At 62.9% G+C, this 15283-nt stretch carries 15 protein-coding genes; 12 read left to right on the top strand and 3 right to left on the bottom strand.

What is annotated here, in order from left to right:
• Window positions 1-33: 33 nt before the first annotated feature.
• Entirely contained in the window at window positions 34-1182 is a 1149-nt protein-coding gene (locus IVA95_RS33740; RefSeq protein ID WP_247514433.1) for an ABC transporter substrate-binding protein, read from the bottom strand.
• A gap of 140 nt (window positions 1183-1322) precedes the next feature.
• On the opposite strand from IVA95_RS33740, the gene IVA95_RS33735 reads away from it, so the two are divergent.
• The 8 genes from IVA95_RS33735 (at window position 1323) to IVA95_RS33700 (ending at window position 8339) form a co-directional block, all read left to right on the top strand.
• A complete protein-coding gene (locus IVA95_RS33735; RefSeq protein ID WP_247514432.1) occupies window positions 1323-2159 on the top strand; it encodes an alpha/beta hydrolase in 837 nt (278 codons plus the stop codon).
• A 105-nt stretch (window positions 2160-2264) separates the two neighbouring features.
• Window positions 2265-2495 (top strand): hypothetical protein, encoded by a 231-nt coding sequence (locus tag IVA95_RS33730; protein WP_247514431.1) that lies wholly within the window; start codon window positions 2265-2267, stop codon window positions 2493-2495.
• 160 nt (window positions 2496-2655) lie between these two features.
• Window positions 2656-3456, top strand: coding sequence for an aspartate/glutamate racemase family protein (locus IVA95_RS33725; protein ID WP_247514430.1), 801 nt, complete (start codon window positions 2656-2658; stop codon window positions 3454-3456).
• A 9-nt stretch (window positions 3457-3465) separates the two neighbouring features.
• Complete coding sequence (locus IVA95_RS33720) at window positions 3466-3894, top strand: organic hydroperoxide resistance protein (RefSeq protein WP_276577754.1); 429 nt, start codon at window positions 3466-3468, stop codon at window positions 3892-3894.
• Between the two features lie 28 nt (window positions 3895-3922).
• Window positions 3923-5101 (top strand): thiolase family protein, encoded by a 1179-nt coding sequence (locus IVA95_RS33715; RefSeq protein ID WP_247514429.1) that lies wholly within the window; start codon window positions 3923-3925, stop codon window positions 5099-5101.
• Entirely contained in the window at window positions 5098-6339 is a 1242-nt protein-coding gene (locus tag IVA95_RS33710) for an SDR family NAD(P)-dependent oxidoreductase (protein WP_247514428.1), read from the top strand. Before IVA95_RS33715 ends, IVA95_RS33710 begins: the two co-directional genes overlap by 4 nt.
• 29 nt (window positions 6340-6368) lie before the next feature.
• A complete protein-coding gene (locus IVA95_RS33705) occupies window positions 6369-7154 on the top strand; it encodes a cyclase family protein (protein WP_247514427.1) in 786 nt (261 codons plus the stop codon).
• A gap of 27 nt (window positions 7155-7181) precedes the next feature.
• A complete protein-coding gene (locus IVA95_RS33700) occupies window positions 7182-8339 on the top strand; it encodes an ABC transporter substrate-binding protein (RefSeq protein WP_247514426.1) in 1158 nt (385 codons plus the stop codon).
• Between the two features lie 21 nt (window positions 8340-8360).
• Here IVA95_RS33700 and IVA95_RS33695 read toward each other — a convergent pair whose 3' ends face one another.
• Window positions 8361-9983: an AMP-binding protein gene (locus tag IVA95_RS33695; protein WP_247514425.1), complete on the bottom strand. Its 1623-nt coding sequence runs from the start codon at window positions 9981-9983 to the stop codon at window positions 8361-8363.
• 184 nt (window positions 9984-10167) lie between these two features.
• Here IVA95_RS33695 and IVA95_RS33690 point away from each other — a divergent pair, with 184 nt between their 5' ends.
• Window positions 10168-11811, top strand: a complete 1644-nt coding sequence (locus IVA95_RS33690; RefSeq protein WP_247514423.1) for an ATP-dependent acyl-CoA ligase — start codon at window positions 10168-10170, stop codon at window positions 11809-11811.
• A gap of 2 nt (window positions 11812-11813) precedes the next feature.
• Here the strand turns inward: IVA95_RS33690 and IVA95_RS33685 are convergent, their stop codons facing one another.
• Complete coding sequence (locus tag IVA95_RS33685) at window positions 11814-12323, bottom strand: MarR family transcriptional regulator (RefSeq protein WP_247514422.1); 510 nt, start codon at window positions 12321-12323, stop codon at window positions 11814-11816.
• A gap of 256 nt (window positions 12324-12579) precedes the next feature.
• Here IVA95_RS33685 and IVA95_RS33680 point away from each other — a divergent pair, with 256 nt between their 5' ends.
• From IVA95_RS33680 to pgm, 3 genes are all read left to right on the top strand, one after another.
• A complete protein-coding gene (locus IVA95_RS33680) occupies window positions 12580-13062 on the top strand; it encodes a thioesterase family protein (RefSeq protein WP_247514421.1) in 483 nt (160 codons plus the stop codon).
• A 51-nt stretch (window positions 13063-13113) separates the two neighbouring features.
• Window positions 13114-13368 carry a DUF3551 domain-containing protein gene (locus IVA95_RS33675; RefSeq protein ID WP_247514420.1) on the top strand — a complete coding sequence of 85 codons (255 nt, stop codon included), beginning with the start codon at window positions 13114-13116 and terminating at the stop codon, window positions 13366-13368.
• Between the two features lie 98 nt (window positions 13369-13466).
• Complete coding sequence (gene pgm, locus IVA95_RS33670; protein ID WP_247514419.1) at window positions 13467-15107, top strand: phosphoglucomutase (alpha-D-glucose-1,6-bisphosphate-dependent); 1641 nt, start codon at window positions 13467-13469, stop codon at window positions 15105-15107.
• The last annotated feature ends 176 nt before the right edge of the window (window positions 15108-15283 follow it).

The following is a 15283-nucleotide window of genomic DNA, read 5'->3' as shown; positions in this document are numbered from 1 at the left end:
CAGTCGTCCTTCCGTGTCACGCGTCGGCATCACTCAGGGCTGGTAGGTCCAGGCGCCGTTGACCAGGCGGACGATTACCAGCGCGCGCTCGTCCACGCCGTGATAGGCACCGGGTTTGAAGTTGTAGACCGCGTGCACGCCCGAGAGCTCCTTGGTGTTGAGAATCTCGTCGCGTAGGGCCTTGCGGAATTCGACGGTGCCGGGTTTCGCAGTCTTCAGCGCGCGCGCGGCGGCGGACGTGAAGATCGTCCAGCCGTCGAAGGAGTAGGCCGAGAAGCCGTCCGTGGTCGGGAGATTATTGGCCTTCTGGTAAGCGGCGCGGAATTCGAGCGCGAGCTTCTTGGCGAAATGGCTGTCGGGAAGCTGCTCGGCCACGATGACCGGGCCGGCCGAGACCTGAATGCCTTCCGCGGCCTTGCCGCCGACGCGCACGAAATCGGGATTGACCAACGCTACCGTGCCGTAGGTCTTGCCCTTGAAGCCACGCTCGCCAAGCGCAAGCAGCGGCAGCGCGCCCTGCGTGCCCGATCCGCCGATCAGCACGGCATCCGGACGCACCGCGAGAACTTTAAGGATCTGGCCGGTGACCGACGTATCGACGCGCGCATAGCGTTCGTTGGTCAGCACCTTGATGCCGTCCTCGGTTTCCACCGCCTTGGCGCCGTTATAGACAAGATCGCCCCATGCATCGGAAAAGCCGATATAGCCGATATTCTTCATGGCATCGCGCTTCATGCGATCGGCGACGACCTTGACCAGCAGCGAAGCGGGTTGCGGAACGGAAATGCCCCATTGGTCGGCCGGATTTGGCTGTCCGATCACCGGGGAGACGGCGATCATCGGCACCTTGAGTTCGGTCGCGACCGCCATCATCGCAATGGTCGATGGGGCGGTTGCGGTGCCGATCAGGAGATCGACCTTCTCTTCCTCAATCAGCTTGCGCGCGTTGCGGGTTGCGGCGGAAGGATCGGAGCCGTCATCGAGCTGGATCAGTTTGATCTTCTCGCCGTTGACCTCGCTCTTGTATTCCATCGCGGCCTGGATGCCGCGCCCATAGGGGATGCCGATCGAGGAGCCGGGCCCGCTGAGCGAGGTGACGAATCCGATCGTGATATCGGCCTGTGCGGTCGAGGCCGCGACGAGGCCGCCGATGAGGGCAGTCAAACTCAACATCTTGCGCATTGCATTCCCCTTGGTTGAAAACAGCCGCGACCTGAGCGAGATGTCAGCATGGATCGAGGTCGGACCAGCACGATCGATGCCGTGATTGTCGCCGAAACCCGGCGCGGGTCTGGTCCCCGCCTCCGGATGGGAGTTATGAAATGAGCGTCAGCAATGTCGGTTCCAATCTCGAGCGCCGCTTCGTCACGACGCATCTTGGCCGCATCCATGTCGCTATGGCCGGAACCGGGTTTCCCGTTCTCCTGCTGCATCAGACGCCACGCTCGTGGGACGAATACCGTGATGTGCTGCCGCTGCTCGGCCGCGATTTCCGCGCGATCGCAATGGATACGCTCGGCTTCGGAGATTCCGATCGGCCTGCCGCTGATCCTTCGATTGAACTGTGGGCTGAAGGGGCGTTCGCGCTGCTCGATGCGCTGGAAGAGCCGCGGGCCGCGATCGTGGGCCATCACACCGGTGCGGTAATCGCGGTCGAAATGGCGGCCTCGGCGCCTGCGCGGGTGAGCGCACTGGTGCTCTCGGCCTGTCCTTTCGTCGATGCGGCGCGCCGGGCCAAGCATGACGGCACGCGTGTGATCGACGAGGTCGAGGCGCGTACCGACGGCTCGCATCTCACCGAGCTCTGGGCGCGCCGGCAGCCGTTCTATCCTGCTGATGATATCGATTTGCTGCAGCGCTTTATGGTCGATGCGTTGCGGGCTCGTGAGATGGCGGCGGAAGGTCACCGGGTGGTGAATCGCTATCGGATGGAAGATCGTCTGGGAAGCATCCAGTGTCCCACGCTGGTCATTGCTCCGACAGCCGATCCGCACGTTCATCCCGTGGCTCCAAGAGTTGCTGGAGCTATCAAGGGTAGCATCTTGCGCGAGCTCTCAGGAGGCATGGTGCCGCTTCCCGATCAGATGCCGGAGGCCTTCGCCGCCTTGGTCCGCGACTTCGTCGACGTCGAGCCAGCCAAGGGCGGGAACAGCACCTGAAACGCCGCATCTAACCGCGGCGAATGCGAACCCGTCTGCAACACCTGCTGTTCCGAGGTCGATAATCTCAGCCACGATTGATGACCTTTATCAACGCAAATACCAATGCGACGCGTGCCCGCGCAGGCGCCGATGCCCGTCAATTGTTTAAAGCCTAAAGTATTTATCAGCCGAACGTCAATACGCCAGCTTCGTGCGTTTGCGGAAAAGTTTGCGGAGGCGCGTGCAAGCGCGAAAGCTGAATTCGCTATGCAAAAGGGTGAGGCGCTGTCTGCCTGTCCTTTCGGCAACTCGATCTTGTCGCGCGCAGCGATCGTCGGAAAGCCGTTCAATTGACGCGAAAATTATTTTGTGGTTGAAATATTTCGGTCGATGGAATGGCGATAGCTATCGTGCGCCTTCACATCGCCGGCTTGTGAATGTCGTAGTGTTCTCTCAGACTGCGGTGGATTTGAGGACCGATCGGCACGCGTCGCCTGTGAACGGGATATCCGCTGTGCGCATCTTCTGGCAGAGCTTCGTCGATCAGGCTACTAGCGGGCCCTACATGGCACGGCTTGCGGCCTATCTGAACGAGATCGCGGCGCCCGGCACCAGCGTCCACGTCGAAGGCATCACGCCCGCCGATCGCGACTTCGGCCGCTTGAGCGAATTCCGTTGTGCCATTCAGGCGGTCGACAACGGACTCGCAGCGCAGGAGAGCGGCTTCGACGCCTACGTCATGGGCCACTTCCAGGATCCGGGATTGTACGAACTGCGTTCGGCGCTGACTATCCCGGTGGTCGGCACCGGCGAAGCCACGCTGCTGGCGGCCTCGCAACTCGGCCGTCGGCTCGGCCTTGTCACGCTCGATTCAGCTTTCGAAGTTTGGCATTACGAGCAGGCCGATCGCTACGGACTTTCCGGCCGTGTGGTGCATGTCACCGGCATGGGCTGCCGTCCCGAAGATTTCAGCGCCGCGTTTGCAGGCGATGCGGCGGCGAAGGTACGCATGCTGAGCGACTTTACGGCCTGCGCCCAGTCGCTGGTCGATCGCGGCGCCGACGTCATCATTCCGGCCGGCGTGTTGCCCGGTCTACTGATTGCGAGCGAGCGTGGTTTCAAGATCGGCTATGCGCCCGTGGTGAACTGCGCGGCGGTGGCGCTGAAGAGCGCCGAGATGTGGGTGCAACTGCACCGCCTCAACGGCACCGAGCCGAGCCGGGGGGCCAGCTTCGCGTTGGCCAATGACCGTGCCCGCCAGGATTTCCGCGCGACGGTATCGCGTACGCACGGCGACAAAGCAAAGAACCGGTAAGGACAAGACATGCTGCAGCCAGACAAGATTCTGTATGAAGCCGAGGTAACGGCGACCGGCGGGCGCGACGGCAAGGCTGCGAGCGATGACGGGCTTCTGTCGGTGTCGCTGTCGTTGCCGAAATCACTGGGTGGGCCGGGCGGACCGGGGACCAATCCCGAGCAGCTTTTTGCCGCCGGCTATGCCGCGTGTTTTCTCGGCGCGGTAAAACTCGTCGCTCGCACGCGCAAGATCACGCCGTCGGCAGAACCGACCGTCACCGCCAAGGTCGGCATGGGCCCGGTCGCGGTCGGCTACGCGCTCACGGTCGAGCTCAAGGTGCAACTCCCCGGCATAGAAAAGTCCGTAGCCGAGGAAGTCGTTGCCGGCGCGCACGAACGCTGTCCTTATTCCAACGCAACGCGCGGCAATATCGACGTTAAACTGACCGTGCTCTGAACATCGCGCGATAGGAACCTGCAGTCCGATGCAAAAGTCCGTCCGAACACCTTATGATCGGGTCGTGATGGCGGTTCCGGTGACAATACCCTACGTGCGCTACTCAATCGAGAGCGCGCAATGGTGGATCGGCCGCGCGCTGAAGGCGCTGGTCGATGGCGCCGGAATCACGCCGCGCGACATCGACGGCTTCTGTGTTTCAAGTTTCACGGCGGGGCTCGACAGCGGGATCGGGCTCACCCAGCATTTCGGCCTCTGCGTGCGATGGATCGACACCATTCCGCTCGGTGGCGCGAGCGCAATTGCCGCGCTGCGCCGCGCCGCGCGGGCGGTGCAGGCGGGTGACGCACGCATCGTGGCCTGCGTGGCCGGCGACACCAACCACGTCGATTCCTTCCGCTATACGCTCGAAAACTTCTCGCGCTTCAACCAGGATGCCGTCTATCCCTATGGCGCCGGCGGCGCCAATGCGAGCTTTGCATTGATCGCGCACAACTACATGCGAACGTTCGGCGCCAAGCGCGAGGATTTTGGCAAAATCGCCGTCGCCCAGCGGAGCAATGCGCTCCGCAACCCCAACGCCCTGATGAAAGCGCCGCTGACCATCGAGCAATACATGTCGGCGCGGCCGATCGCCGATCCGATCCATCTGTTCGACTGCGTGATGCCGTGCGCCGGCGCAGAGGCATTCCTCGTGATGGGCGAGGATGTCGCCGCGTCCCTGAACCTGCCCGCCGCCAAAATTCTTAGCACGATCGAGCGCCACAATGCATTTGGCGACGACCCCGTTCAGGTGCGCGGCGGATGGGCGATGGATATCGATGAGCTCTACGCGATGGCCGGCGTCAAGCCGGACGATCTCGATTTCGTCGAGACCTATGACGATTATCCGGTGATCTCGATGATGCAGTTCGAGGACCTCGGCTTCTGCCGTAAGGGCGAAGGGGCCGATTTCGTGCGGCAGCACGATCTCACGATCGACGGCAGCTTCCCGCACAACACCTCCGGCGGCCAGTTATCGGTCGGGCAGGCCGGTGCGGGCGGCGCCTATCTCGGCGTGGTCGAGGCCCTGCGCCAGGTTCTTGGTCAAGCCGGTCCGACGCAGGTTAGGGATGCACGTATCGGGTTGGCTTCGGGTTTTGGAATGATCAACTATGATCGCGGCCTCGCTTCGGGCGCGGCGATCCTCGCGGGACCAGGCGCATGATCGAACCGATCATCAGACCGCGCCGGAAGAACCCTTTGCAGCGGACGCGGCTGCCGACGTCGCCGCCGCGCGCACGCAGCCGCGCCTCGCATGGTTTTACGCTGGCCGCCGCCGAGGGGCGCTTCATGCTGCAGCGCTGTGGTGCCTGCGGAACGTTCTGTTATCCGGCGCGCGATGCATGCCCCACGTGCCTTTCCGCCGATCTCACCGTCACGGACGCGCCGCGGCGAGGGACGCTTTTGTCCGAAACGACGCTGCATGTCCCGGCGGACGTGCACTTCCGCGAGCGCGCGCCATGGCGCGTCGGTCTGGTCGCGATGGACTGCGGGCCGAAACTGGTGACGCACCTGCATGCCGATTGCGAAGAGGACAGGCCGGTTGTGATGTCGTTCCAACTGGACAAGAGCGGGCAGGCCGTCGCCTTCGCGCACCCCGAACGTGAGACCCCCAACATGACGGACGACAGGCAGTGGCGTGAGATGACGGCTGATCCAAAATTCCGGCGCGCTCTGGTGACCAACGGGCGCAGCATCGTCGGTCAGGAAACGGTGGGCGCACTGAAGGCGGCGGGCGCGTCGATCGTGTTCGTCGGCCTCGCTGAGCCGTGGAAGCCATTCCGCGGGGAGGATGCGTTACGCGCCATGGAGGGTGTCGAGATCGTCCCGCTTGATATCGGTGACGAGAAGTCGGTCGCAGATCTGGCGGCCGATATCGGCGGCAAGGTCGATATCCTCGTCAATACCACCGAGCATGTCCGCGCCGGCGGGCTGCTCGATCGGCAAGGCACCAGCGTCGTGCGCGATGAGATCGACCAGAGCTATCTCGGTTTCGTGCATTTGGCGCAGGCGTTCGGGCCGGCGATGCGGATGCGGGGCTCCGATGGCGTCAACAGCGCCGCTGCCTGGATCAATATCCTCTCTGTCTATGCGCTGGCGAACTGGCCGGTGTTTGGCGCCTATTCGGCGTCGCAGGCTGCCTGTCTGTCGCTGTCGCACTGCCTGCGGGCGGAGCTTCGGCCCGGCGGTGTCAAGGTGGTGAACGTGTTCACCGGGCCGCTCGATATCGAATGGTTCCAGACGGTGCCGCCGCCGAAGGTGGCGCCCCGCGCGGTGGCGAGTGCGATCGTGTCGGCGCTCAAGCGCGGGCTTGAAGATGTGTTCGTAGGCGACGTCGCCGAAGACATTCGCCAGCGCCTGGCCGCCAACCCCAAAGCAGTCGAGCGTGAGCTAGGGGCGTAGGCAGGGTTGTTGAGAACGGGAGAAGCGCAATGGACAGCAACAGTCTCATGCAATTTGCCGGCGCGGTTGCATCCGGCGCGGTGCGTGTCGTCGATCTGACCTTCACCCTCAGTCCCGATTTTCCGGTCATCGTGCTGCCGCCGGAATTTGGCCAGGCCGCGCCGGTCCGCATCCAGCAGATTTCGCGCTACGACGCGAATGGCCCTGCCTGGTACTGGAACAATCTCACCTTTGGGGAGCACACCGGTACGCATTTCGATGCGCCGATCCACTGGTTCACCGGCAAGGACCTGCCGAACAACGCCGTCGACACGTTGCCGGTGCGCGACATGATCGCGCCGGCCTGCATGATCGATTGCTCGGCGCAAGCCGCAAAGGATGCGGATTTCCTTTTGACGATACCGGTGGTCGAAGCCTGGGAAAAAAGCCACGGGCGGATTCCGGAACGGCACTGGGTGCTGCTGCGTACCGACTGGTCGAAGAAAAGTTGGCGCGACTATGCCAACTTGAAAGACGACGGCGCGCACACGCCGGGGCCGGATGCAGCCGTGATGCGCTGGCTCGTCGAGGAGCGTGGCATCATGGGCCTCGGCACTGAGACGATCGGCACCGATGCCGGCCAGGCCGGGCATCTCGATCCTCCGTATCCGGCGCATCATTTCCTTCACGGCGGCGGGCGTTACGGCCTGCAGTGCCTGTGTAACCTCGATCAGCTTCCGCCAACCGGCGCGGTGATCGTGGCCGCGCCGCTCAAAATCCAGAATGGCTCTGGCAGTCCGTTGCGCGTGCTTGCGCTGGTACCCGGGCAACGTTGAGCTCATCGTCCACACTCGAGTGACATCATGAACAAGAAAAAGACTTTGTTGATCGGCGCCGCTCTCTTGCTTGCCGCCGTGGCGCCGGCGCGTGCCGAAATCCTCGTCGGTTTCGTTACCGGTTTGAGCGGGCCGGTGTCCTCGATCGGTGTGCCGAACGCCAAGGGACTTGCCGCGGGCCAAGCCCATATCGGCGAGATCGATGGCGAGAAAGTTCGCGTCATTCAGCTCGATGACGGCTCGGACCCGGCTGCGTCGACGCGCAACGCGCGCAAGCTGGTCGAGCAGGAAAAGGTCGATTTCCTGATCGGGACATCAGGCGCGCCACAGACACTGGCGATGGCCACGGCAGCGATCGAAATGAAGGTCCCAATGGTGGCGGTCTCGCCGATCGCGCCAGTGCCGGCCGGAGAGGGCGGGCCGTGGGTTGTGCAAACCCCGCAGCCGACGCCGCTGCTCGTCCAGGGCATCGTCGATCACATGAAGAACCGCAAAATAAAGACCGTGGCCTTCATCGGCTTCTCCGACGCCTTTGGCGACCTGATGTATAATTCGCTGCTGCAAAGCGCCGAGAAGGCCGAGATCAAGGTGATCGCCAACGAACGCTATGCACGCTCCGACAACTCGGTCACTGCGCAGGTGCTGCGTGCAGTTTCCCTGCGGCCCGACGCGATCATGCTGGGCGGCACCGGAACGCCCGGCGCGTTGCCCGTAATCGCTCTATCCGAGCGAGGTTACAAGGGGCCGCTCTACGGCAATCACGGCATGATCAGCGCGGATTTCCTGCGGCTCGCCGGCAAATCCGCCGAGGGCATCATCTGCCCGACTGGGCCGGTGACGGCAGGCGAACAGCTTCCCGAGAGTAATCCGATCCGCAAGGTCGCGCTCGCATTCCGCGCGGCCTATGAGAAAGCCAACGGCGAGGCGCCGGCCGATGCTTTTTCGCCCTATGCTTTCGATGGCTGGCTGGTGTTCATGGATGCCGCCAAGCGCGCCAAGGCGACAGGAGCGACGCCCGGGACGCCAGCCTTTCGCAATGCGCTGCGCGAAGCCCTGTTCACGACCAAGGACGTGGTGGGCGCGCACGGCATCTATACCTATACGCCGGCCGACCGTCACGGCGTCGATAGCCGCGCGCGGATACTGGTCCAGATCGAAGGCGGGAAATACAAGCTGCTGCCATGATAGCAGCGGCCTGCGCGCGGCTCAGCCGTGGCGCAGCTTCGCCTTCAGCGCGCGCATGTCGATCGCGCGATTTGCGCTGACAGTGGCAGCCGCCAACGTCTTGATCTCGCCCCGCGCGAGCTTGCGCGTTGACGACAAGGGAAGTTCGTCGACGATGGCGACGTAGCCGGGCACCTTGTGATAGGCGAGGCGCTCGGCGCAGGTTTTGACAATCGAAGCCGCGAGCGCGGCTGCATCGTCGACCTCCGCATTCGGCACGATGAAAGCAAAAACCTCTTCGCCGCGGATGTCGTCGGGGACGGGCGTCACCGCGCAGCCGCCGATGCGCGTATCCATGTAAAGCGCGCTCTCGACCTCGAGCACGCCAATGTTCTCGCCGCTGCGCCGCACGATGGTCTTCTTGCGATCGAAGAAATACAGAAGGCCGTCTTCGTCAGCGAACACCAGATCGCCGGTGTGGAACCAGCCATCCTTCCACGCCGCTTCGGTAGCCTCTTCGTCCTTCAGGTAACCGCTGAAGAAGCCAGCCCGGGCATTGTCGCCCTTGGCGCGGACCAGCAGTTCGCCGGGCTTGCCTGGCGCGACATCGGCGCCCTGATCGTCAACGAGGCGATACTCCATGCCTTCCGATGGTCGGCCGACGCAGCGCGCGCCAAATCCCGCCGGCTCACGCGCGGTGGTCGTTGCCGCCGCACCGCCGGTCTCGGTCATCGCCCAGGCCTCGACGATCGGGATGCGATAGCGCTCCTCGAAGGTGGTGCGGTGGCGGACATCGACGCCGGGCGCGAAGGCGAAGCGCACCCGATGCTGTCGTTCTACTTCAGTTACAGGCAGCTGCAGCAGAATGGCCGGGATGACGCCCAGACAATGTACGACCGTTGCGCCACTATCGGCCACACACTGCCACCAGCGATTGGCGTGGAAGCGGTCGAGCGGAACCACGGCGCCGCCGAGCACCATCATGCCGACAGCGCTGCAGCCGAGTGCGTTCATGTGAAACATCGGCAACGGCGTCAGGTTGATCTCGCGGTCTGGCTGTAGCTCCGCCACGCCGCCCTGCGCGAGATACCAGTCGGCGACCTGCAGGAAATAGCGGTTCGAGAGCATGCAGCCCTTTGGCTTGCCGGTGCTGCCTGAAGTGAACAGCAGCGCGCATTCATCATTGAACTCGGGGCTTTGGGCACTGACGTCCGTCTGGCACGGCGGGATGCGGCTGTCGGTATCGATGAGGCGGGCTCGTCCGAGTGCCGCATCTTTCGTCACGTGGATGCGATCCGGCATCGCCACCAGCAGGTCCGCCTGTGACAGCTCGAGCTGGAAGGATAGTTCGTCGGGGCGTATGTCCGGATTGATCGGAACGATCGAAACCCCGAGCGCATTGAGCGCGAGCCAATGCCGAAAGAAAACCGGCCGATTTTCGAGTAGTAAGGCGACCCGCGCGCCGCGCCCGTAGCCGGCGGCCGCATATTCGGCTCGAAGCCGGTCAACATCGGTCTTGAACGCGCCGTATTCGATCTTGAATCCTTCCGGTGCGTAGGGCAGTTGCGCACTCGCGGGCGCCAGCAGGAATGGCGCGTCCGGCCGCCTTGCAGCCGTGACGGCGAAAGCATCGGACGGCGATCGATACGGAATGTTGAGATTCATTGCGAACGTCGCTCCCATTCATGTCCTGCCGCCGGACGGTGGTGGCCGGAAGCCCGCACGCAGCACTTGCTGCAGCGGTCTTCGTCGAATACTTTAAGCCTAAACTATATTGCGGGCCAATAGCGATCTATCGCAGATCTGCCCGGCGAACCTTGGAGACTAGCCTTGGAAGTAGGAGGTGCGTATGGAGTCAGGTGATGGTTCCGCGGCCGGGCAGCGGCGGCGTGGGTCGATCTGGCCGCAGGCGGCTGCGCGGTTTCCGCCAGCGGATCGAATTCTCTCGACCATTCTGACGCGGCAGGCCGCGCAGTATCGCGACCGCACCCTATTTGTCTTTGGCGAAACACGATGGAGCTATGCTGAAACGGCTGCAATTGCCGCTGCATCGGCTGCCCGCTTGACGCAGGCTGGAATTCGCGCCGGCGACCGCGTGGCCCTGATGTGCTCGAACCGGCCGGAGTTTCTGGAAATCTATCTCGGCTGCGCGTGGATGGGCGCCGTGACCGTGCCGATCAACACCGCACTGCGCGGCATCCAGCTCAGCCATATCTTGCGCAACTCGACGCCGAAGCTGCTGGCGATCGAGTCCTGCTTTGTGCCGGCCCTCGAAACGCTGGAAAGCGATGTCGCGCCGCCGGATACTGTCTGGACAATCGGCGAAGGTGTCGCGTCTCCGGTCGCGCCGGGCTCGATCTTGCCGTTGCCCGTGCTCGGCGACGAAGCTCCGCCCGCGCCGGTCCGGCCGGGCGACACGGTCGCGATCCTCTATACGTCGGGCACCACAGGTCCTTCCAAGGGCGTTTGCTGCCCACAGGCGCAGATGTTCTGGTGGGGCGTCTATTCGGCGCGTGCGCTCGACATTCGCGAAGGCGACGTCCTATTCACGACGCTGCCGCTGTTTCATACCAACGCCCTGAACGCGTCCTATCAGGCGCTCCTCAACGGCTGCACCTACGTGATCGAGCCGAAATTCTCCGCCTCCGGCTTCTGGGCGGCGGCGCGACGGCATCAGGCGACAATCGGCTATCTCTTGGGCGCGATGGCCGTGATGCTGCTGGCACAGCCAAAATCTGCCGGCGATACCGCGCATTTCCTGCGGGTCGCGCTCGGTGGCGGCGTTCCCGGCCAATTTCACGGCCCGTTTCTTGAGCGCTTCGGCGTGCCGTTGCTCGACGGCTACGGCTCAACCGAAACGAATTTCGTATTCGCGGGCACGATCCCGTCCGATCGCCCCGGCACCATGGGCTATCTCGTCGAAGGCGTGGAGGCTTGCATCGTCAACTCCGAGGACGACCCCCTGCCTGACGGCGAGGCCGGCGAGCTGCTATTGCGCGCGCGCGAGCCGCTCGCGTTTGCGACGGGATATTTCGCAATGCCGGACAAGACGGCCGAAGCCTGGCGGAATGAGTGGTTTCGCACCGGTGACCGTGTCGTACGCGATGCGGACGGCCACTACCGTTTCGTCGACCGAATGAAGGATTCCATCCGTCGACGCGGCGAGAATGTTTCGTCCTGGGAGGTGGAGCAGGTGTTGCTGAAGCATCCGGCAATCGCCGCGTGCGCCGTCTATCCCCTGCCGTCCGAAGTCGGCGAAGACGAGGTTGCGGCGGCCGTCCAGCTCGAACCCGCGCATGAGCTTGAGCCGATCGATGTCGTCAGGCACTGCGAGGGCAAGATGGCCTATTTCGCGATTCCGCGCTTTGTCCGGATCGTCACCGAGATGCCGTTGACCGAGAACGGCAAGATACGCAAGGTCGGGCTGCGCGAGGCTGGGAAGACTCCCGACACCTGGGACCGCGATGCCGCCGGATACAAACTGCGTCGTTAAGATCAGGCGCGGGCTTGGTCCGTCGCTTGCTTCACGGCGTTCTTCAGATCGTCGAGCTCCCTGACCAACCCATCAAGCCGTCCTTTCGGAAACCCGGCAAGCAGCAAAGCCAGCCAGAGGGCGTGCTTCTTCGCCATCCGTCTGAACGCCTTCCTGCCATCGGCCGTCATGCAGACGATCTGCACGCGACGGTCGAGCGGCGACGGCGACCGCGTGATAAAGCCGTCTTCGACCAGGCGATCCACGATCGGCGTCAGATTTCCGGCCGTGACCATCAGGCGCTTCGGCAGCTCACCCAGCACCAGCCCGACGGGCTCGCGATCGAGCTGTGCCAGCACGTCGAAGCGTGGCATCGTGAAGTCAAACTCTTCGCGGAAATGGCGCCGCAGCTCGGCGCCGATCAAGGATGTACAGGCAAGGAGGCGAAGCCAAGCCCTGACCTGGGCCCGGTTGTCCGTATCCTGCTCAGTCATGTTCTCGTCGTCGATCAGCGCGAGCTCCTTGCCGGCCATCAATCCATGTCTCCCGACGTTCCGTTGTGCAGCTAGACGGATCGGCAATCAGATTCTGCAGCGCACCGAAAATCCTTTAGGGCCAAATCAAACTCTTGAGAAGCGGCCAATTTGTCCGGAAATGCGGCGTTGCGCTCCGATGCTGAATTCGCGATAGGGAGCAGAAAACGCCGTGCTGAGATTCAATACTCGACTTTGCATGCCCGACCCAGCTATGAGATAATAGTTTATGCCTAAACTAAAATGAGCCCGATCCATGGCCCGTTTTGAACCTCTGACGCTCTCCGAGTTGCCGAGCGGTATCTGGCGCATGCGGCTTTCAGTGCGCTTCGGCTCCTGCGATCCGGCCGGGATCGTCTACACCCCGGAATATCTCAACTTGTTCAACGGCGTGATTGAGGATTGGTACGGCGATGCGCTGGGGCTTCCCTATCATGAGCTGGTCAGAACACGGCGAACCGGCCTCGGCTATGCGCATGTTTCGGCGGATTTCGCCAAGCCCAGCAGCATGGGCGACGTTCTCGACGTCGCAGTCATCGTGCGCGACATCGGACGCACCTCAGTAAAACTCACGGTTCACGCGTTCAAGGATGGCGCCGAATGTGTACGGGCCACCTTCGTGACCGTGACGACCTCGCTAGTGGATCACAAATCGGTCGTGTTGCCTGACGATCTGCGCCTTGCGTTGAAAGATTACCAGGCGGGTTGCGACGCGTCGGCCAACCTTGCGTCAGTCTGAGATACGGACCAAGCTTACATTGTCTTGTCGGTTGTCCCGAAGGAGCTCCCAATGCGCGTATTGGCTAGCACGATTCTGACGCTCGGAACGATCTTGGCGTCCGCGCCCGCATCCGCCCAGACCTATGATCCAAACTACCCGGTTTGCCTGCAAACCTACGCCTTTGGTGGCGGTCATATCGACTGCAGCTTTGGCTCGCTGGGGCAGTGCGCCGCGTCCGCATCGGGTCGCGGGGCTCAATGCTTCAATAATCCGTATTTCGCACAAGGTGCCAGGAAACCGCCCCGGCAGCGCGGCGTTTACTAAAGATGGCATCGGCTTGCGCTGGAGACGTTACGCCCGATTTTGCCCAGGCTATCGCTTGCACTTATAGTCCGGCGAAACCACCCATTCCGTGAGGTCATGTGACTGCCCCCAATCCCGCTGCCGGCAAACCGGTCGATCCCGTCTCCCTTGTCAACGTACCGCGGTTGATAACGGCTTATTTTGCGTCGAAGCCGAATCCGTCCGATCCCACCCAGCGCGTTGCGTTCGGCACCTCGGGACATCGCGGGACGTCGTTGAAGAACTCGTTCAATGAAAATCACATCTTGGCAACGACGCAGGCGATCTGCGATCACCGTCGCGAGACGGGACTGAACGGTCCGCTGTTCATCGGCATCGATACCCATGCGCTTGCGGAGCCGGCGCTGGTGAGCGCGGTGGAAGTGTTTGCCGCCAACGGCGTCGACATCATGATTGACGAGCGCGGCGGCTACACGCCCACGCCCGTCATCTCGCATGCGATCCTGAGTTACAACAAGGGGCGAACGAGCGAACTCGCCGATGGCGTCGTCATCACGCCCTCGCACAATCCGCCCGAGGATGGCGGGTACAAATATAACCCGCCGCATGGCGGACCGGCCGATACCGACGTAACGGCCAAGGTTGAAAAAGCCGCCAACGCCTACATGGAAGCCGACATGAACGGCGTTGCGCGGATGCCGTATGCACGCGCCCGCAAGGCGCCCACGACGCATCTGCACGACTATGTCAGTCCCTATGTCGCCGATCTCGGCAATGCCGTGGACATGGCGCTGATCAAGTCCTCCGGCGTCAAGATCGGCATCGATCCGCTTGGTGGTGCCGCCGTTCACTACTGGGCGCCGCTGATCGAGCGTTATGGGATCGATGCGACCATCGTCAATGACGCCGTCGACCCGACGTTTCGCTTCATGACGGCGGACTGGGATGGAAAGATCCGGATGGATTGTTCCTCGCCGTTCGCGATGGCAAGCCTGATCCAGATGCGCGACAGGTTCGACGTTGCCTTTGCCAACGATACCGACGCCGATCGGCACGGCATCGTGACGCGCACCGGCGGGCTGATGAATCCGAACCATTTTCTCGCGGTGGCGATCGCGTACCTGTTCGCGCATCGGCCGCAATGGGGCAGCAAGGCCGCCATCGGCAAGACCATCGTCTCCAGTTCGATCATCGACCGTGTCGCGAAAAAGCTGAACCGGAAGCTGGTCGAAACCCCGGTCGGTTTCAAATGGTTCGTCGATGGCCTTGGCACCGGCGGCTTCGGATTCGCGGGCGAGGAAAGCGCCGGCGCGTCGTTCCTCAAGCGCGACGGCTCCGTCTGGACGACCGACAAGGACGGCATGGTGATGGGGTTGCTCGCCGCTGAAATCCTCGGTCGCACCGGCCGCGATCCGAGCCAGCAGTTTGCCGCCCTGAGCGCCGAACTCGGCGTACCCTTCTACGAGCGGATTGACGTGCCGGCGACGCCCAAACAGAAGAGCGCACTAAAGGCACTCGGGCCGGAGCAGCTCAACATGCACCAGCTTGCAGGTGAGCCGGTCAGCGCGATTCGGACCCGGGCGCCGGGTAACGATCAATCGTTCGGTGGCATCAAGGTGGAGTCCGAAGCGGGATGGTTCGCCGCGCGGCCATCGGGCACCGAAGACGTCTACAAGATCTATGCCGAGAGTTTTCGGGATCAGAATCACCTGAAGTCGATTCAGCAGGACGCCCAGCAGGCTATTGCAAAGGCTTTCTGACTGCCGCGGTGAGGCAGATTGGGCGGTTCGTAACGGGAATGCCTGACCGCCCTGGCACGGCGGAAGATTATTGCGCCCGGCTGCGCAGCCTGCGCCAGTTCGGCACAGCCTGGAACTCCGGAACGGAATTTCGGTCACCGTTGCGCTGGCGATCACGCTGAAATCACGAGAGCCCA

The organism is Bradyrhizobium sp. 157, assembly GCF_023073815.1.
GTDB lineage: Bacteria > Pseudomonadota > Alphaproteobacteria > Rhizobiales > Xanthobacteraceae > Bradyrhizobium.
Note: the sequence above shows the minus strand (reverse complement) of the source record. Positions and strands in the feature narration are given on the sequence as shown.